The 17,961-nt window shown below is 70.3% G+C and carries 15 protein-coding genes; 9 read left to right on the plus strand and 6 right to left on the minus strand.

Annotation, left to right across the window (positions count from 1 at the left end):
* Nucleotides 1-570: 570 nt before the first annotated feature.
* Nucleotides 571-1,878, minus strand: a complete 1,308-nt coding sequence (locus tag HLK59_RS06820; RefSeq protein WP_171140343.1) for a sugar ABC transporter substrate-binding protein — start codon at nt 1,876-1,878, stop codon at nt 571-573.
* A gap of 141 nt (nt 1,879-2,019) precedes the next feature.
* A complete protein-coding gene (locus tag HLK59_RS06825) occupies nt 2,020-3,117 on the minus strand; it encodes a substrate-binding domain-containing protein (RefSeq protein WP_171140344.1) in 1,098 nt (365 codons plus the stop codon).
* A gap of 236 nt (nt 3,118-3,353) precedes the next feature.
* Here HLK59_RS06825 and HLK59_RS06830 point away from each other — a divergent pair, with 236 nt between their 5' ends.
* Together HLK59_RS06830 and HLK59_RS06835 are read left to right on the plus strand one after the other, a co-directional pair.
* Entirely contained in the window at nt 3,354-4,016 is a 663-nt protein-coding gene (locus tag HLK59_RS06830) for a TetR family transcriptional regulator (protein ID WP_171140416.1), read from the plus strand.
* A 141-nt stretch (nt 4,017-4,157) separates the two neighbouring features.
* Nucleotides 4,158-4,571 (plus strand): hypothetical protein, encoded by a 414-nt coding sequence (locus HLK59_RS06835; RefSeq protein ID WP_171140345.1) that lies wholly within the window; start codon nt 4,158-4,160, stop codon nt 4,569-4,571.
* A gap of 48 nt (nt 4,572-4,619) precedes the next feature.
* Here the strand turns inward: HLK59_RS06835 and HLK59_RS06840 are convergent, their stop codons facing one another.
* Nucleotides 4,620-5,963, minus strand: coding sequence for a Gfo/Idh/MocA family oxidoreductase (locus HLK59_RS06840; protein ID WP_171140346.1), 1,344 nt, complete (start codon nt 5,961-5,963; stop codon nt 4,620-4,622).
* 188 nt (nt 5,964-6,151) lie between these two features.
* Here HLK59_RS06840 and HLK59_RS06845 point away from each other — a divergent pair, with 188 nt between their 5' ends.
* Nucleotides 6,152-8,932, plus strand: coding sequence for a hypothetical protein (locus HLK59_RS06845; protein WP_171140347.1), 2,781 nt, complete (start codon nt 6,152-6,154; stop codon nt 8,930-8,932).
* A gap of 88 nt (nt 8,933-9,020) precedes the next feature.
* On the opposite strand, the gene HLK59_RS06850 is transcribed toward HLK59_RS06845, so the two are convergent.
* The gene (locus HLK59_RS06850; protein ID WP_171140348.1) at nt 9,021-9,401 is read right to left on the minus strand and encodes a PPOX class F420-dependent oxidoreductase; all 381 of its coding nucleotides are present in this window, start codon (nt 9,399-9,401) and stop codon (nt 9,021-9,023) included.
* A gap of 119 nt (nt 9,402-9,520) precedes the next feature.
* On the opposite strand from HLK59_RS06850, the gene HLK59_RS06855 reads away from it, so the two are divergent.
* From HLK59_RS06855 to HLK59_RS06865, 3 genes are all read left to right on the plus strand, one after another.
* A complete protein-coding gene (locus HLK59_RS06855; RefSeq protein WP_171140349.1) occupies nt 9,521-10,567 on the plus strand; it encodes a hypothetical protein in 1,047 nt (348 codons plus the stop codon).
* 60 nt (nt 10,568-10,627) lie between these two features.
* Nucleotides 10,628-11,446, plus strand: coding sequence for an SAM-dependent methyltransferase (locus tag HLK59_RS06860; RefSeq protein WP_171140350.1), 819 nt, complete (start codon nt 10,628-10,630; stop codon nt 11,444-11,446).
* Nucleotides 11,447-11,543: 97 nt separating this feature from the next.
* Complete coding sequence (locus HLK59_RS06865) at nt 11,544-12,926, plus strand: S1 family peptidase (RefSeq protein WP_171140351.1); 1,383 nt, start codon at nt 11,544-11,546, stop codon at nt 12,924-12,926.
* Between the two features lie 114 nt (nt 12,927-13,040).
* Here HLK59_RS06865 and HLK59_RS06870 read toward each other — a convergent pair whose 3' ends face one another.
* Together HLK59_RS06870 and HLK59_RS06875 are read right to left on the minus strand one after the other, a co-directional pair.
* The gene (locus HLK59_RS06870; protein WP_171140341.1) at nt 13,041-13,205 is read right to left on the minus strand and encodes a hypothetical protein; all 165 of its coding nucleotides are present in this window, start codon (nt 13,203-13,205) and stop codon (nt 13,041-13,043) included.
* A gap of 137 nt (nt 13,206-13,342) precedes the next feature.
* Nucleotides 13,343-14,506 carry an ROK family transcriptional regulator gene (locus HLK59_RS06875; protein ID WP_171140352.1) on the minus strand — a complete coding sequence of 388 codons (1,164 nt, stop codon included), beginning with the start codon at nt 14,504-14,506 and terminating at the stop codon, nt 13,343-13,345.
* 170 nt (nt 14,507-14,676) lie between these two features.
* Here HLK59_RS06875 and HLK59_RS06880 point away from each other — a divergent pair, with 170 nt between their 5' ends.
* From HLK59_RS06880 to HLK59_RS06890, 3 genes are read left to right on the plus strand one after another with little or no spacing between them, the layout of a single operon-like run.
* A complete protein-coding gene (locus HLK59_RS06880) occupies nt 14,677-15,642 on the plus strand; it encodes a sugar ABC transporter permease (RefSeq protein ID WP_171140353.1) in 966 nt (321 codons plus the stop codon).
* A gap of 19 nt (nt 15,643-15,661) precedes the next feature.
* A complete protein-coding gene (locus HLK59_RS06885) occupies nt 15,662-16,603 on the plus strand; it encodes a carbohydrate ABC transporter permease (protein WP_171140354.1) in 942 nt (313 codons plus the stop codon).
* A 10-nt stretch (nt 16,604-16,613) separates the two neighbouring features.
* Nucleotides 16,614-17,957: a sugar ABC transporter substrate-binding protein gene (locus HLK59_RS06890; RefSeq protein ID WP_171140355.1), complete on the plus strand. Its 1,344-nt coding sequence runs from the start codon at nt 16,614-16,616 to the stop codon at nt 17,955-17,957.
* Nucleotides 17,958-17,961 lie beyond the last annotated feature (4 nt).

Raw genomic sequence — 17,961 nt, forward strand, 5'->3', positions numbered from 1 at the left:
TGTTGCATTGGGGAAGGGGTAGGGAATGGTGGTTGTGTGTGCGTGTTAGGTATAAAAGACGAAATGGCGGGTTGTGTAGACGTGGCTGGAGAAGGAACAGTGCGGTATGAGAAGTGGTGTGTTTTTGCATGATACGGCGAGGACCGAGAGATACACTATCGTCTGCGTCGCCAGCGTCAGATGTGTGTAAGGGAGGGGTCGGGCATGGCCGGGCGGCTACGGCAGGTCGGCCACGACATACGGTCGACCGAGGCCAGGTCCGGGGCCGGTATCAGAGCTGGGGCCGGAGCCGGGCTGGAGCCGAGGTCGAGGTCAGGGCTGGGGCTGGCACCGGGGCCCGGGTCGGAGGGCATCTCCCGTGTCGGGGCGGTGGGGTCTGGCGGGAGGCGCTTCCCTCTGTCTGTCTTGTGCGGGACCGGTTCGGAGGTCGGGCGAAGTCCGCTGCGGTTCGGCCGCGCCCCAAAGGCGCACGGGGCTGTGTCGATGTGCGGCTGCCGCCGCGCGGGCGCGACCGGCCACGAGGGCGCCGCAGCCGGACGACGGCACATCACCGCTCAGCCGGCGGAGCGCTCAGTCCGCGAGCTTGAGGCCGCGCTCCGTGATGCCGGACTCCGCCTTCTCCTGACCCGCTTCGACACCCGCGGTGAAGCCGGACTTGGCGGTGGCGTCCTGGACGGCGGTGTAGACGTCCATCTGGTTCGGGCCCCAGGTCCAGCCGGGCACGATGGTGTCGACCTGCTCGGAGGCGAGCGCGTAGAGGTCCTGGCCGTTCAGGTACGCGGTGTCGAACTCGGCGGCCGCCACCTCACGCATCTCCGGGTTGGCGGGCAGGGCGCTGCTGGGCGACTCCAGGTCGGCGAGCCGGGCCTCGACGCCGGCCTTGTCCGTGGTGAGCCAGGTGATGAACTCGGCCGCGGCCTCGGCGTGGTCGCTGCCCTTGAGGACGCCGTAGGAGGTGCCGCCGTAGTTGCCGCTCGCGGCGGTGCCCCAGTCGGGCATCGGGGCGGCGGCCCACTTGCCGGAGAGGTCGGGCATCGAGGTCTTCATACCGCCCGCGGACCAGGAGGCGCCGAGGAAGGAGAGGGTCTTGCCGGAGGCGCGGGCCTTGGTCTCCTCGGGGCTCCAGCCGGTGAAGGTCTGGACGAGGTCGTCCTTGACCAGGCCGTCCCAGTAGGCGGCGACCTTCTTGGTGGCGGCGTCGTTCACACCGGCCTTCCACGCGTCGCCCTCGGTGGCGAACCACTTGCCGCCGGCCTGCCAGGACAGCGCGGCCAGCAGCGCCGGGTCGCTCTTGGGCATGGAGGCCAGGCGGACGTCCTTGTCCTCCTTCTTGACCTTCGCCGCGGCCGTCTTGAACTCGTCCCAGGTCTCGGGGACTTCGATGCCGTACTTCTTGAACAGGTCGGTGCGGTAGTAGTACAGCTGCGGCGCGGCGTCGTAGGGGACGGTCCAGGTCTTGCCGCCGAAGGTCACCAGGCTCTGGATGGACTCCGGGAACTTCGACTTGACCGTTTCACCGGCGTATTCGGTCAGATCGATCAGGTTCCCCTGGCTCGCGAACTCGGGGACCATCTGGTACTCGATCGTGGCCACGTCGGGCGCGTTGCCCGCCTTCACCGCGTTGGCCATCTTGCTGTAGCCCTCGGTGCCGCTCGGTATCTCGGTGAACTCGACCTGGATGTCCTTGTGGGTCCTGTTGAACGCCTCGACGGTCGACTTGGCGCCGAGTGTCCAGGTCCAGTAGTTCAGCGTGACCGGCTTGCCGTCCGACGCGGAGTCGGACGTGTCACCGTCGCCGCCGCAGCCGGTGGCGAACAGACCCAGGGCTGCGACGGCGGCTACGGCGGCGGTGCGGAACGAACGTGAAGTGCGCGTCATGTACGGCTCCTACGAGACCTCGTACGGAAAGAGGCGGTCGGAGGACATCTTTTTGCGCGCACACGATCGAAGTCAAGAGCGTTCGCGCACAACAATCAAAACGATCGAAGAACGCTCATTGATCGATCACTCGACTTCGAATCACCGAGAAGTCGCCGACGGGTCACCGCCGCAGGACGAGCGGATCCTCAACTCCGGGAGCAGATCGAGGTGTTGACGCGCCCCCGGCTGCTGACCGCTCCTCCGCTCCGCGAGCCGCTGGAGCAGCAGCTGGGCGGCCAGTTCCCCGACCGAGCGCTTGGGCGGCGCGACGGCGGTGAGCGGCACGTCGGAGAGGCCGGCCACTTCGTCGTCGTAGGCGATCAGCGCCAGATCGTCCGGCACCCGGATGCCGCACGCCTGGAGCCGGGGCACGAGCACGATCGCGTCCTCGTCGCTGTGCACGAGCGCCGCCGTGACACCGCGCTTCTTCACCGCCTCGACCAGGTAGTCGACGCTCGCCTCGTAGTCGCCGTGCTCACGCACGCTCGGGGCGGCCGTGTCGACGTCGAGCCCCAGGGACTGCACCGCCGCCTGGAACCCCGCCGAGATCTGCACGGCGTGCGGGCCCTCCTGAAGCACGGCGGTGACCTTGCGGTGCCCGAGCGAGGCGAAGTGGCTCACGGCGACCGCGGCCCCGTGCGCCCGGTCGGTGCGCACCCGGTCGAGCACCGCCGCCGGGTTCGCTGGTGGTGCCGAGCGCTCGACGAGAACGGCGGGCACATCGTGCTCCAGCAGCCACTTCTCCTGACCGTCGACGGGGACGCCGCCGAACCAGCTGGGCGCGACCAGCAGCCCCTCGGCCCCGCCCGCCACCAGATGCCCGGCCTGCACCGCGTCCTCGGCGTCGACATAGCCGGTCACCCCGAGCACGAGCCGTGCCCCCTGCGCGGCGACGGCCTCCCGGGCGCCGCGGACGATGTCGGCGAAGATGTAGTTCGTGGTCGGCACGATCATTCCGATCACCACCCCCTCGGACTCCTCCACCCGCTCCCGCACCTCGGCCGCGCCCTCCCCCGGCCACACCACCGCACCGTGCAGCCGCTGCACCCGGCCCTGTGCCGCCAGCGCCTCCACATCGCGCCGCAGGGTGACCGCGGAGACCCCGAGTTCGGCGGCGAGTTCGGCGACCCGGAGGCTGCCCCGCTCCCGGACTAGTTCGAGCACCCGCTCATGACGCTGGTCGACGTGCAGTCGCATGGAATCCCCCTGGGGCGAGGCCGGACGGACGATCTACGGGCCGACGCGGAGCGTGATCCCGAATCACTCACTCTACGCCCGCAATCGTATCGATCGCTTCCGATCGATACGATCATCACGGCAGTCCTGCGGCACTCAGTCCCCTCAAAGAAGGGCACTAAGTGCCGCCAGTGCCTTCCGGTGCTACGTTCCCGTCCATGAGCGAGAAGACCGAAGCGGCCCCCACCAAGCCGCCCATGCGGGACGCGCTGATCGCGGCCGCTTTCCAGCTGTTCACGGAACGGGGGTACGAGCAGACCACGGTCGACGACATCGTGGCGCTCGCCGGGGTCGGGCGACGGTCTTTCTTCCGCTACTTCCCCTCCAAGGAGGACGTGGTCTTCCCCGACCACGAGGGCTGCCTCGCCGATGTGACCGCCTTCCTCGCCGCCGGCGACGACGCGGACGAGCCGGTGCAGCGGGTCTGCGACGCGGTCCGGCTGGTGCTGCGGATGTACACCGAGAACCCGGCCTTCTCGGTGCAGCGCTATCGGCTCACCAAGCAGGTTCCCGGGCTGCGCGCGTACGAGCTCTCCGTGGTGTGGCGCTACGAGCGCGCCTTCGCCGAGTACCTCCGCGGACGGCTCGCCGGGCGACGCGACGGGGTCCTCCAGGCCGACGTGGCCGCGGCGGCCGTCGCCGCGGCGCACAACAACGCGCTGCGCTCCTGGCTGCGCTCGGACGGCGAGGGCGACGTGGGCACGGAGATGGACCACGCGCTCGGGTACGTCCGGTCCGCGTTCGGCGCGCCGCCCGCCGGCCCCGAGCACACCGAGGACGTCGTGGTCCTCGTCTCCCGGCGCGGGGCGCCCCTGTGGCGGGTCGTCCAGGAGATCGAGACCACGCTCGGCGCGGACTGATCCCCTGCGACGGACCGCCGACACATTCAGGGTACGCAGTACCTTTACGAGTGGCACTCAGTGCCATACATTGAGGGTGTGCACGGTGGCACAGCGAACCGCGCATGTGGGATTCCGCCCGAGCGCAGGGAGTTGACCAGCGTGTACCACCACTCAGCAAGCGTTGCCCGTCAGGGATTCGGCTCGGGAACGGGCCTGCTCGAACCCTCGGTCCCGGGCACCGACGCCATGCACTTCCAGCGCTGCACCTGGTGCGGCACCGCGATGTACCACCGGCTGCTCTGTCCGGTCTGCCAGGGCAGCGACCTGCGCACGGAGCGCAGCGAGGGCGTGGGGATCGTCCGTCACTCCACGGTGGTGCACCGCAACACCCCCGCCGCGCGCAATGTGTCGATGATCGAGATGGCCGAGGGGTTCGTCGTGCGCGGCCGGGTCATGGGCCCGCTCATCGGCATCCACAGCGGGGACCGGGTGCGGCTGTCCGCGGCCAAGGACCCGGTGCGCGGCGAGCCCGTCTTCCAGATGCTCGACGAGCCCTACCGCGCCTGGAACTGACGGCCCCGCTCCCCCGCCTCCTCCCGGTACCCCACCCCGCGCATCACCTCAGTCGTCCCACACTCCACGGATCAGCGACCGCACGGCCACGGGCCGCCCCGTCCCGAAGCACCGGTTGGCGGCGAGCCCGACGGCCAGCGCGAGGGCGCCGTCGCGCTCGGTGGCCGTCGGATGCGTCCCTGCCCCCGCCCCCGTGCCCGGTTCCACGGGACCGAAGAGCGCGTCCAGCATCCGCGGATCTCCCCCACCGTGCGCCTCGTGAGCGGTGACGAGCGGCACCTCCACCGGCGGCTCCCACAGCGGCCGCAGTACGAGCCGAGCACCCCCGGCGTGCTCCGCGGCCGTGTCCCCGTGCAGTGCTCCGGTGGTGGAGGTGAGCCGCGTCGACGGCCGCTGCCAGCGGCTCTCCTCCACCTCCAGCTCCAGCCGCCCGGCGCTGCCGTTGAACATGACCCGGTAGCCCTCCCAGGGGGAGTAGGCGGTGAGGTGGTACGTCATCGTCGCGCCCCGCGTGTAGCGCACCAGGACCGCCATGTCGTCCTCGATGGTGACGGGCTCGCCGAAGACATTGCGGTCCCGGACATAACCGTCGTCCTGTTCGGCGTCCAGGTAGAGGGCGCGCAGGGTGTCGTCTGCCGCCAGGTCCAGGGCGAAGGGGTCGTCGGCGGCCGGTCCGGCGCCGTGGGCCCGTTCGTAGTCGCGGCGCAGCCCGTGGCGTTCGCCCGCCGCACTGCCGTAGAAGCCGAGTCGTCCGTAGCCGAAGACCTCGTGCGGTACGTCGGCGAGCCACCAGTTGACCAGGTCGAAGTGGTGGCTCGACTTGTGCACCATCAGCCCGCCGCTGCTGAGCTTGTCCCGGTGCCAGCGGCGGAAGTAGTCGGCGCCGTGGCGGGTGTCGAGCAGCCACTCGAAGTGGAGGGAGACGACCTCGCCGATCGCCCCCTCGGCGAGCAGGGCGCGCACCTTCTCGTGCACGGGGTTGAAGCGGTAGTTGAAGGCGACGGTCAGGGAGTTGCCGGTCTCCCGGACGGTGTCCAGGATGCGGGCGCAGCGGTCCGCGTCCACGGTCATCGGTTTCTCGGTGACCACCCGGCAGCCCGCCCGCAGGGCGGGGACGATGTAGTGGTCGTGGGCCGCGTCGACGGTGGTGACGACGACCTCGTCGATGTCCTCCTTCGCCAGCAGGTCGGTGAAGCGTTCGGGTTCCCAGTGGGTGGCGGCGGGTTCACCGGCCTCGGCCAGCAGCCGGTTGTGGAAGGCCATGCGGGTCGGGCTGGGGTCGCACAGGGCGGCGACCCGGTGGCCCGGGCGGGCGGCGAGGGCCCGGGTGTACATCTGGGCGCGGTGACCGGTGCCGACGACTGCCGTGCGGAGAAAGGGAGTTCGGCTCATTGTGGGGGCCTTTCCCGTCGTACGGCCCACCAGTCCTGTGCGCGCTCCGCTGGCTTGATCACATCCCTGGGCCGACACTCGCCGCTCCGCACAGACAACCCACAGCCTCTTCTCGCCCGTCCTCTGTGACGCGAGAGGCTTTCCGGGACCGACGGGACGCCCGCGCTCTGGGTTTTGAGGAGTGAACCTTGATCCGTGCCCGGCGAATATGTGTGACCGCCGTGGCGGTGCTGGCGGCCCTGGCGGGCTCGCCCGGACCGGTACAGGCTCAACAGCCGCCTGTTGCAGGGGCGTTGAGTGCGAGTGCTGACGATGGACTGCCGCCGGGATGGCGGATCGACGGCGAAGGGGAGGCGCGCGAGCTGGTCTGGCGCGCACCGAAGCGCGTACCCATGGGGGACTCCCGGGTCGAGTTCCGTGCCGGGGGCCGGCTGCTCGGTGTGCCGCTGCCGGCGAAGGACGGCCGGACCTTCCGGCTGGACCTGGCGGAGGCCGCCCACCATGGACTGACGGACCTTCAGGTGACGGCCGCGGGGCGCCGGTTGGACGCCGCGGCCGACGACCGGGGCAAGGCCTCCGGGGCGGCCCCGAAGCGGTCGACCGCGCTGCCGGCGAACTCCGTCGACCCCGGGAAGCCCGGGTCGTACCGCACGGTGAGCGGGGAGTACGCGCTCGACCCGGTGCGCCTGCCCGGCTACAAGGCGCCGATCGAGATGCGGGCCGAGGTGGTGGCCCCCAAGGGTGCCACGGGCGCGCGTCCGCTCGCGCTGTTCCTGCACGGCCGCCACTCCACCTGCTACAAGCCGGGCGCCGAGGACGACGTGAGCGGCGAATGGCCCTGCCCGACCGGCTACAAGTCGATCCCCAGTTACCAGGGTTACGAGCGCGACCAGCAACTCCTGGCCTCCCAGGGCTATGTGACGGTGTCGATCTCGGCGAACGGCATCAACGCCCAGGACGCGGAGGCCGATGACGCCGGTGCACAGGCACGCTCCTCGCTGGTGCGGCAGCACCTCGCCCGCTGGGCCGACTGGACCGCCCGGCCGAGCACCGCGCCGGCCGCCGTACGCCAGGGCGCGAAGGCCGATCTCTCCCGCGTCCTGCTCGTCGGGCACTCCCGCGGCGGCGAGGGCGTCAACCGGGCCGCCATGGACAGTCTGTACCCGCCGCCCGCGGCCCAGGACGGCTACCGGGGTCCGGTGCGCTGGAAGGTGCGCGGCACCGTGCTCATCGGACCGACGATCTTCGGCCAGAATCCGGTGGCGGACGTGCCGTCCGTGACATTGCTGCCGGGCTGCGACGGCGATGTGTCCGACCTCCAGGGCGAGGTGTACGCCGACGGGACGCGCGGGATCGGCAAGGGCGACGCGCTGCACAGCGCGGTCTACATGGTCGGCGCCAACCACAACTACTTCAACAGCGAGTGGACCCCGGGGCAGGCGAAGGCGCCCGCCTGGGACGACTTCGGGACGGACGAGGAGCGGCCCGACGCGGTGTGCGATCCGGGCACCGCGACCAGGCTGACCGCCGACCAGCAGCACAAGGCCGGCGCCACCTACATCGCCGCCGCGGCACGGCTGTTCCTCGCCGGGGACGACCGGGTGCGTCCGCTGCTCGACGGCTCCGACAAGCGGGCTCCGTCGGCCGACCCGGCCCGGGTGCTGACCCACGCGGTCGGCGGCCGGCGCACCGGCGGCTTCCTGCCGGACGGTGACGTGAAGGTGACCGGCGCCCGGCTGTGCGAGGCGATCGATCCTCGCCCCGCCGTGTCCTGTCTGGCCCCGGAGACAGTGGGGTCCTCGCCGCACTTCGCCTGGTGGGAGACAGAGCGTGAGACCGGCCGCCGCGCGGTCGACCTGAAGTGGTCGGCGCCCGGCACGGCAGCGCGGATCACCCCCAAGAAGCCGCTGTCCCTGGCCGGTTCGGACAAGCTCGCGCTGCGGGTCTTCGTTCCCCCGAACACCACCGGCACCAAGCTCGACGTGTCCGTCACCGACGCCTCCGGCCGCAGGGCCGACCTCGGCCGCGTCAAGGTGGACGGCCTGCCGGGCTCCGACCGCACCGCCTCCTACTGGGCGCGCGAGGTACGCGTGCCGCTCACCGCCGCCACCAGCGCGGGACTCGACCTCAAGCACATCAAGTCCCTCGCGTTGACCCCGCGTTCCGGCTCCGGACGGGCCTGGCTGATGGACGCCTGGGGCTGGGCCCCCGGCACCCCGGCGGTCAAGGCGGCGGCCCTGCCGCGCGTCGACGTCGGCCGCACGGTCGTCAAGGAGGGTGACTCGGGCACCGTCACCTACCGGATCCCGGTGCGGGTCTCGGGGCACGGCACCGGCCAGGTCCGCGTGTACGTCCTCGACCCGGACTCCGCCCCGGGCTCCGGTTCCGGCACGGAGAAGCTGGTCACGGTGAAGCCCGGCAGCGACTCCGTCGACGTGCCGGTCAAGGTCAAGGGCGACACCGCCTTCGGCTACGACGTGCAGCACGACATCGCGGTGAAGGCGGTACGGGGCGCCGTCGTGGGTGCCCACCGCGGCGGGATCACCGTCCGGAACGACGACCCCGAGCCGGTCCTCACCCTGACCCCGGTCGCCGACCGGGTGACCGAGGGCGGGACCCTCAAGTGGCGGTTGACGATGGCCGAACCGGCGGCCGTGGAGATCTGGCAGCCCGTACGGGTGCTGCCGGTGACGGAGGGCGCCGAGCTGTCCACCAAGGACGTGGACCCGCAGTGGCTGATGGACTACGCCGGTGACGTGCCGGACCCGGAGCGGCCGCTGTCCCAGGCGAACCTGTGGGTGTGGCTCGGCATCCCGGCCGGGGCCACGAGCGCCGACCTCGATGTCGTGACGATCCGGGACCAGCTGGCCGAGCCCACCGAGTCGCTGCGCCTCGCGCTCACCGACTACGACGCCGAGCCGCTGCCGGACCGTCCGATGGTGACGGGGACGGTGCTGGACGCGTCATAGCCGGTCCACGAAAGACGGTCAGGGGCACGGACCACCCGGTCCGTGCCCCTGACCCTGCTTCCGGGTCCCTGACCCTGTTCCGGGTCCGTCACAACGTGACGCGGATACCGACCGTGCCGTCCACGCCCCGCCGCAGCCGGCTGCCGAGGAGGCTGAGCCGGCCGGTGATGCCGTACTTGCGGGCGATGAGCCTGCGGTAGTGGGCCGCGGTCTCGGCGTCACAGATCTCGGCGGTGGCCGGGACCGGGTCGCCGGTCGGGTTGCCGCGCAGGTCGCAGGGGCCGACGAGGATGTCGGCGCGGGCCCGGATCCGCTTGACCTTCCAGGAGTCGGCGACCGTCCACACGCCGAGCGTGTCCCCGTCGCGCACCACCCATACCGGGGTGGGTACCGGGCTGCCGTTCTTGCGGTAGCTGGTGATCAGCAGGTACTTGCCGGCACCGAGCCGGTCCAGCGGCGTGTCGCTCATGGCGGGGAGTCTAGGCAGCGGCCGCCGGGCCGTGCTGCCGGGGGGCGCGAACAATTCGGTACACCTCTGGTTTCGTCCGGGGGATGCTGGTGGTGACGCAGCGGACAGGGGGCTTCTCCGTGACCTGGAAACCTGAGGACGGCGTACGGGGCACGCTGGAGGTGGTGTGCGACGAGTCGGGGTCGGACGGGGAGAACCTCACCGGCGGCAACACCGACGTGTTCGCGCACGGCAGTGTGTCCATGCCGACGGAGGTCGCCGCCGCCTACGTCCAGGAGGTCCGGGACCGGATCCGCTCGCCCGCCACCGAGTACAAGGCGAACCATCTGCTGCGGGAGAAGCACCGGGACGTCCTGGAGTGGCTGCTCTCGCCTTCGGGCCCGATCGACGGGCACGCCCATGTCCATCTCACCGAGAAGGCGTACTTCGTCGTGGACCGGGCCGTCGACCTGCTGCTCGGCGACGGGGACGGGCACAGGGACGGAGACAGGCACGGGGACGGGACCGAGGCGCTCACGCTGTACCGGCAGGGACGGCGGGAGTTCGGCGGGGAGCGGTGGCGGGACTTCCTCGACGCGGCCAACCGGCTGCTGCGGGTACGGGTCGGCGGTGCGGCGGACGGTCCCGTCGACGGGTTCTTCCGCACGGTGGACGAGCTGCGGCACGCGCATCCCGGTACGGAGATCCTGGAGCGCCTCGCGTCGGCCAGGCCCCGCGCCGACGCCTACCGGGCGGAACTGCTCGAAGGGCCGCCCCTGATCCCCGTACTCAATCCGCTGCTGCCCGCCATCGTGCACACGGTCGCGCACTGGAGCGCGGGCGGGTATGCCGTGCGGGTGGTGCACGACCGGCAGAACATGCTCACCGAGCAGCGCGTCGGGTGGATCGGGGAGCAGGCGGCACGGGCCGGCATCGGGTTCGCCGGTCTGGAGCTGGTGCAGGCGTGCTGGGACCCGCGGATCCTGCTGGCCGACTTCCTCGCCGGGATCGCCCGCAAGCTGGCCTCCGACGAACTGAACGGGCGGGCGGACCCGGAGCTCATCGCGTTGCTGCGCCCCTTCGTGGGGCCGACGTCGGTGTGGGGCGACGCGCGCAGCTGGGCCTCGCTCACGAAAAGTACGGAAAGTGCCGCCACCCTCTCAACAAACATCAACTCCGCCGTCTAGATTGCCGGTTGACGTCGTACGCCAAGTACCGCACCAGGCATTCCAGGAGACCCGAGCCCTGTGACGGACGCCGAGGACCTCGCCGCATCACTGCGCCGGCGCATCAACACGCTCCAGCCGCACACGGCACGGATCTGGAACTACTGGCTGGGCGGCGGGGACTACTACGAGGTCGATCGCGCGGCCGGTGACCGGATCCGTGAACTGCACCCGGGCATCGGCGAGTACGCGCGCGCCGACCGGCTGTTCCTGGGGCGCGCGGTGCGGTATCTCGTCAGGGAGGCCGGGATCCGCCAGTTCCTCGACATCGGTACCGGGCTCCCCACCGCGGACAACACGCACGAGGTCGCCCAGCGCCTGGCACCGGAGTCGCGGATCGTCTACGTCGACAACGACCCGCTGGTCCTGGCCCATGCCCGCGCCCTGCTCACCAGCACACCCCAGGGCGCGACCGACCATCTCGACGAGGACCTGCGCAACGGGGAGGAGATCCTCCGACGGGCCGCCGCCACCCTGGACTTCAGCCGTCCCGTCGCCCTGCTGCTGCTCGGCGTGGTCATCTTCATCGACGACGGGGAGGACCCGTACGGCATCGTGCGGCGGCTCATGGACGCGTTGCCGGCCGGCAGTCATCTCGTGCTGTCGCACACCGTCGTCCATCCGTCGATGCCGGACGTCGACGAGGCCGTGCGGTTCTGGAACGCGCACGGCACGCCCCGGCTGACCCAGCGTCCGCCCGAGTCGGTGGCCCGGTTCTTCGACGGACTCGACCTGCTGGAGCCGGGGGTGGTGTCGTGCTCGCGCTGGCGTCCCGAGCGCGCGAACGGCGTCGAGCCGCAGCGGGTGGCCATGTACGGCGGAGTGGGGCGCAAGAGATGAACGGAGACGCCCCGGGCCCCGTATGACAGGAGGGTGCTCGACTACCGGAGCGCCACGCGGTGTTGATGCCGTGCTGTTCGGGGTTCGGGAGCCATGCATGAGGCACGCACGACGACGGATGGTCCGGCGAGTGACACGGCTGGCCGCCGTCGGCGGACTCCTTCTGGGGTCGGTGATGGTCACGCGTGCCGTGGCGAGCGAGTCCTCGGACGCCTCCGATCTGCCGCGGACGACCGCGCAGTCGGCCTCCGCCAAGGGCTCCGACCTGGTCTCGCGGCTCGGCACCTCCCGTACGGCGGGCTCCTGGATCAACGCCGAGGGCCGGCCGGTCGTCGCCGTCACCGACAAGGCGACGGCAGCCCAGGTACGCAAGGCGGGCGCCACCGCGAAGGTGGTGCGGCACAGCATGGACGACCTCAAGTCGGCGACCGGCACGCTGCGTTCGGCGCCCCGGGTGGCGGGCACGTCCTGGGCGGTGGACTACCGGACCAACGAGGTGGTGGTCCGGGCGGACAGCACCGTCTCGGCCGCCGACTGGTCCCGGATGACCGAACTGGCCGAGAACATCGGCGGCTTCGTCCGCATGGAGCGCACCGAGGGCACCTTCACGACCCGTGTCAACGGGGCGCAGCCGATCCTGTCGACCGGCGGGCGCTGCTCGGCGGGCTTCAACGTGACCAACGGGCAGAGCGACTTCATCCTCACCGCCGGGCACTGCGGCCCGACGGGCTCCGTGTGGTTCGCGGACAACCGGGGCCGGACGCAGATCGGCAAGACCATCGAGCAGAACTTCCCCGGCGCCGACTACTCCCTCGTCCAGTACGACAGCGGAAAGGCGGGGGACGGCGCCGACGTCGTGGCGATCGGGAACGGCAACGGTGTACGGATCACGGGCGTCGCCGATCCGACCGTGGGACAGCGGGTGTTCCGCAGCGGCAGCACGAGCGGGCTGCGCGACGGCACGGTCACGGCGCTCAACGCGACGGTGAACTACCCCGAGGGCACGGTCACCGGGCTGATCGAGACGAACGTGTGCGCCGAGCCCGGGGACAGCGGTGGGCCGATGTTCTCCGAGGGGATCGCGCTCGGGGTGACGTCCGGCGGGAGCGGTGACTGTACGACGGGCGGGACGACGTTCTTCCAGCCGGTGACGAAGGCGATGACCGAGCTCGGGGTCCAGATGATCGTGTCGCAGCAGCAGGCGGGGGCCGGGCAGCAGAGTGCCTCGCCGGCGCCGTCCGCCGCGGCCTCGCAGGGCGCAGTCGCCCCGGGTGCGGCTTCGCCGGGCTCCTCGGCTCCCGCCACGGGTGTCGGCACGACCACGCAGACGCTGCTGGCCCGGCTCACGGACACCCGGAACATCGGTCCGGGGCTGTTGGTGATCGGGGGGAGTCTGATCGCGCTGGTGGCGACGCGGTACATCCGCGCCGAGCAGGACCGCAAGGCGTATCAGCGGTACTACTCGGCGACCTGGGGCTGAGGGGTGGCCCCGGCGCGGCGCCGGCCGGGGCAAGGAGAGCGGGGCAGCGAGACCGGGGCATGAAAAAGGCACCCGTGCGAACGGGTGCCGTCGGTGGTCTGCCGAGTGGAGGCGTCAGACCGGCTGCGGGGCCGCCGCGGCCCACTCCAGGACGAGCCGCTGGTACTCCTCGCGCTGCTCGACGCTCAGTGTCCCGCCCGACCGGAGCCACAGGGCCCTGATCTCCTCGTTGACCTCGTCAGCCGTCCTATCGAAGGCGTATTCAACAGTGGTGGACATGATGTGAAGCATACGGCGCCGGAGGTGAAGGCGACGTGAGTAAGTACGAGTAATTCGGGCATTTCGGACCGTGTTGCTGATCACGTCCATCTGTCAAGGCAATCGGGGCAGTTCGGGCGTCCCGGCCGTGGCGGAACTCACGCTTCCGCCGTGCCCAGCACCAGCACCTGGATCGCCAGGACGGCCGCTCCGCGGGCCCAGTCGTGAAAGTCGGACACCTTGGTCTCCAGGTCGACGGGGGCGGCCAGCGGGTGCCGCCCGGCGCGGACGGCCTCGGCCACGGACTTCCCGGCGACGTCCATCAGGCCGACTCCTTCGCCGGCGAGCAGGATCTTCTGCGGCATCGCGAAGTTGGAGATCTGGGCGACCAGGGTGCCCAGAGCGCCCGCCGCCTCGTCGATGACCCGGGCGGGCATGGGCTCACCGGCGGCGGCGAGGTCGAGGATCTCCTCGTAGGTGTGGTCGCGGCCGGTGGCGGCATGCACCTGGTAGCGGATGTTGGGGATGGTCAGGAACGAGACGGCACTCCCGCGCTCACCCTCGGGAGTGAGTGGGCCGTTCGCGTTGACGATCCAGTGCCGGCCGAAGCCCCGGTCCTCCTCCGCGTAGGGCACCCGGCGCCCGCCCAGCACCAGTCCGTAGCCGAGCCCCGCGCCGATGGTGAGGACGACGAAGCGATCGAGTCCGCGGCCGGCGCCGAACCAGGTCTCGGCCTCGACGAGGGCGGCCACGTCGTTCTCCAGCACGACCGGCAACCCCGTGCGCTCCTCGACCAGTTCGGCGAGCGGGACGTCGCGCCAGTGCAGGAACGGGGACTCCCCCACCACGGCGCGCCGCCGGACCAGGCCGCCCACCCCGATGCCGATACCGGCCAGACGTGAGCCGTGCGCACGGGCGAGCTCGTCGGTCATCTCCGCGAGCAGGTCGGCGACTTCGGCCGGGTCATGGGTGGCCAGGGGGCGGTCGTGGCGGGCCACGATGTCACTTCTGAGGGTGGTGACGACGCCGTAGACCATGTCATCGGTGATCTTGAAGCCGATGAAGGAGCGGGACTCGGCGACGACGTCGAGCGGCTGCGAGGGGCGGCCGGTGCGCACCTCGGCCGGGGCGCCCGCCTCGGGGACCTCGATCAGCAGACCCGACTCGATGAGGGGTTTGGTGAGCCGGGTGAGACTGCCCGCGGACAGATCCAGCCTCCGGGCGAGCTCGGTGCGCGAGAGCGGTCCGTTGACGAGCACCTCGATCGCCACCGAGCGTTCACCGGGGCTCAGGGGATGCCAGCTGGCGGCTACTGCGGTCATGCAGGTCAGTCTCCCCCATCAGGTTTCTTTCGCGATAAAAGCAACATGACCACTCTATGTCACCCACGGTGGCCTGGAAAAGATGTTTACCCACCTCTTGACGTCTGGATTCTTTCGCTACAAAAGTAAGTGGCCCGAGGATGAGCCGCCGTAGACGAGGGAGTCTCCCGATGACCATCGCCTCCAGCAGCCCCCCGTCGCGTCTGCCTTTGGGCGGCGCCGAGGGGGCAGCGACCACACCCAGGACACGGAAGGCGCGGGCCCGCGAGGGCGGGGGCGACGGGCGGCTCGCCGCGGTGTTCATCGCACCGGCCCTGCTGGGCTTCCTGGTCTTCCTGCTCTGGCCGACGCTGCGGGGCGTCTACCTGAGCTTCACCCGCTTCAACCTGCTGACCCCGGCGGAGTGGGTGGGCCTCGACAACTACACGCGGATGGTCCACGACCCCATCTTCTGGGACTCGTTGACGGTGACCGTCGAGTACGTGGCCATCAACATCGGCATCCAGACGGTCTCGGCGCTCGCCATAGCCGTCCTGCTCCAGCGGCTGACGCAGTCGGCGGTACTGCGCGGGATCGTGCTCACGCCGTATCTGATGTCGAACGTGGTCGCGGGCATCGTCTGGCTCTGGATCCTGGACACCCAGCTCGGCATCGGCAACGAGATCATCGCGGGGCTCGGCTTCGACCGCATCCCGTTCCTGGCCGACGAGACCTGGGCGATCCCCACGATCGCCCTGATCAACGTGTGGCGGCACGTCGGGTACACCGCGCTGCTGCTGTTCGCGGGGCTCCAGGCCATTCCGAACGACATGTACGAGGCCGCCAAGGTGGACGGCGCGAGCGAGTGGCGGATGTTCTGGCGGATCACCATGCCGCTGCTGCGGCCCGTCCTGGCGGTCGTGCTGATCATGACGGTGATCGGTTCGTTCCAGGTGTTCGACACGGTCGCCGTGACGACCAACGGCGGTCCGGCGAACGCGACCAACGTGCTCCAGTTCTACATCTACGGCGCCGCGTTCGGCCGCTTCCAGTTCGGCTACGCCTCCGCAATGTCGGTGGCCCTGCTGGTCGTCCTGAGCGCGATCACCTTCCTTCAGTACCGGCTCACCCGGGCCGGCCAGACGGACCTCGGCTGAGGAGAGGGGAGACACCCACATGACTGCTGTGACCGCTCCGACGACACCTGCGTCACCCGCGGCGCCCCGGGTACGTCCTGTCCGGCGCCGCCCGTCCCCCGGGCGGGTCCTGGCCTGGGTGGCGATGGCCGCGATGATCCTCGTGACCCTGCTGCCGTTCTACTGGATCCTGCGCACCGCACTGTCCGCGAACACCGCCCTCGCGGCCCACCCCGGCGACCCGCTGCCGGTGGACTTCACCACCGGCGGCTTCGAGCGGGCGCTGGGCCTTCAGTCCACCGAGGAGGCGATCGCCCAGGGCGGATCCGGCGGCGGACTGAAGTTCTGGCGCTATCTGGTCAACTCGGTCGTCGTCTCGACCCTGATCACCGTCTGCCAGATCTTCTTCTCCGCCATGGCCGCCTACGCCTTCGCCCGGCTGCGGTGGCGCGGACGGGACAAGGTGTTCGGGCTGTTCCTGGCCGGCCTGATGGTCCCGGCCATCTTCACCCTGCTGCCGAACTTCGTCCTCATCAAGCAACTCGGCCTGGTCGACAACCTGTTGGGCATCGCACTGCCGACGATGTTCATGACGCCGTTCGCGGTGTTCTTCCTGCGGCAGTTCTTCATGAACGTGCCCCGGGAGGTCGAGGAGGCCGCGCTGCTCGACGGCGCCGGCAAGATCCGGATCTTCTTCCGGGTGATGCTGCCGATGGCATCCACCCCGATCCTCACCCTCGGGGTGCTGACGTACATCACCTCCTGGAACGACTACTTCTGGCCGCTGATGGTGTCCTACACCGACAGCTCACGCGTGCTCACCGTGGCGCTCGCCATCTTCCGGGCGCAGACCCCGCAGACCGGCTACGACTGGTCCGGCCTGATGGCCGCCACGCTCATCGCGGCCCTCCCGATGCTGGTCCTCTTCGGTGCCTTCGCGCGCCGCATCGTCAGCACCATCAGCTTCACCGGCGTCAAGTAAGGGGACCGGAATGCGAATGCGAACCGTCATGGCGCTCACCGGAGCGCTGACGTTGTCCCTGGTGTCCGGGTGCGCGCAGGGCGGCGCGGCCGGGTCGGGCGCGAACAGCGTGACGTACTGGCTGTGGGACGCCAACCAGCTGCCCGCCTACCAGGCCTGTGCGAAGGGCTTCGAGAAGGAGAACCCGGGCCTCGACGTCAAGATCACACAGATGGGCTGGGCCGACTACTGGACCAAGCTCACCGCGAGCTTCATCGCCGGCACCGAGCCGGACGTGTTCACCGACCACATCCAGAAGTTCGGCCAGTTCGCCGACCTCAAGGTGCTCGAACCACTCGACGACCTCGGCATCGACGACTCCGCCTACCAGGCGGGCCTGGGCGCCAACTGGACGGGTCAGGACGGCCATCGCTACGGCGCCCCCAAGGACTGGGACACCGTCGCCCTCTTCTACAACCAAAAGCTGGTCAAGGAGGCCGGGCTCACGTCCGAGGAGCTCAACACGCTCGCCTGGAACCCGAGGGACGGCGGCACCTTCGAGAAGGCGATCGCCCGTCTGACCGTCGACAAGAACGGCAAGCACGGTGACGAGCCCGGCTTCGACAAGAACAACGTCGAGGTCTACGGCCTCGCCACGGGCGGCGCGGGCGACGGCGACGGGCAGACCACCTGGAGCCCGTTCGTCGAGTCGGCGGGCTGGCACTACACGGACAAGGCGCGCTGGGGCACCAAGTACCAGTACGACAGCAAGACCTTCCAGTCGGTGATCGACTGGTACTTCGGCCTGGCGAAGAAGGGCTATCTCGCCCCCTTCACCGACTACACCGACGGCGCCAACCCGGCCAACGCCCAGGTCGCCTCGGGCAGGGCGGCGGCCTCCTTCGACGGGGCCTGGATGATCTCGACGTACTACGGCACCAAGGGCCTCCAGGTCGGCACCGCCCCCACGCCGACCGGCCCGAGCGGCAAGCGGGCCACGATGATGAACGGCCTCGCCGACTCGGTCACCAAGAACGCCCACAACAAGGACGGCGCGAAGAAGTGGGTGAAGTACCTGGCCTCGGACGAGTGCCAGAAGACCGTCGGCGGTTACGGCATCGTCTTCCCGGCCACCCCGTCGGGCACCGACGCTGCCGTGGCCGCGTACGAGAAGAAGGGCATCGACGTGTCCGCCTTCACCGAACCGGTCACCGACAAGAAGGACTCCGCGACCTTCTCCTTCCCGATCACCGACTACGCGGCGGACGTGTACGCCCTGATGCGCCCGGCCATGCAGGACGTCTTCGCCAACGGGGCCCCCGTGAGCGGCCTGAGCGAGACCAACGACCAGATCAACTTCATCCTCGGCCAGTGAAAGG

Source organism: Streptomyces sp. S3(2020), assembly GCF_013044505.1.
Taxonomy (GTDB): domain Bacteria; phylum Actinomycetota; class Actinomycetes; order Streptomycetales; family Streptomycetaceae; genus Streptomyces.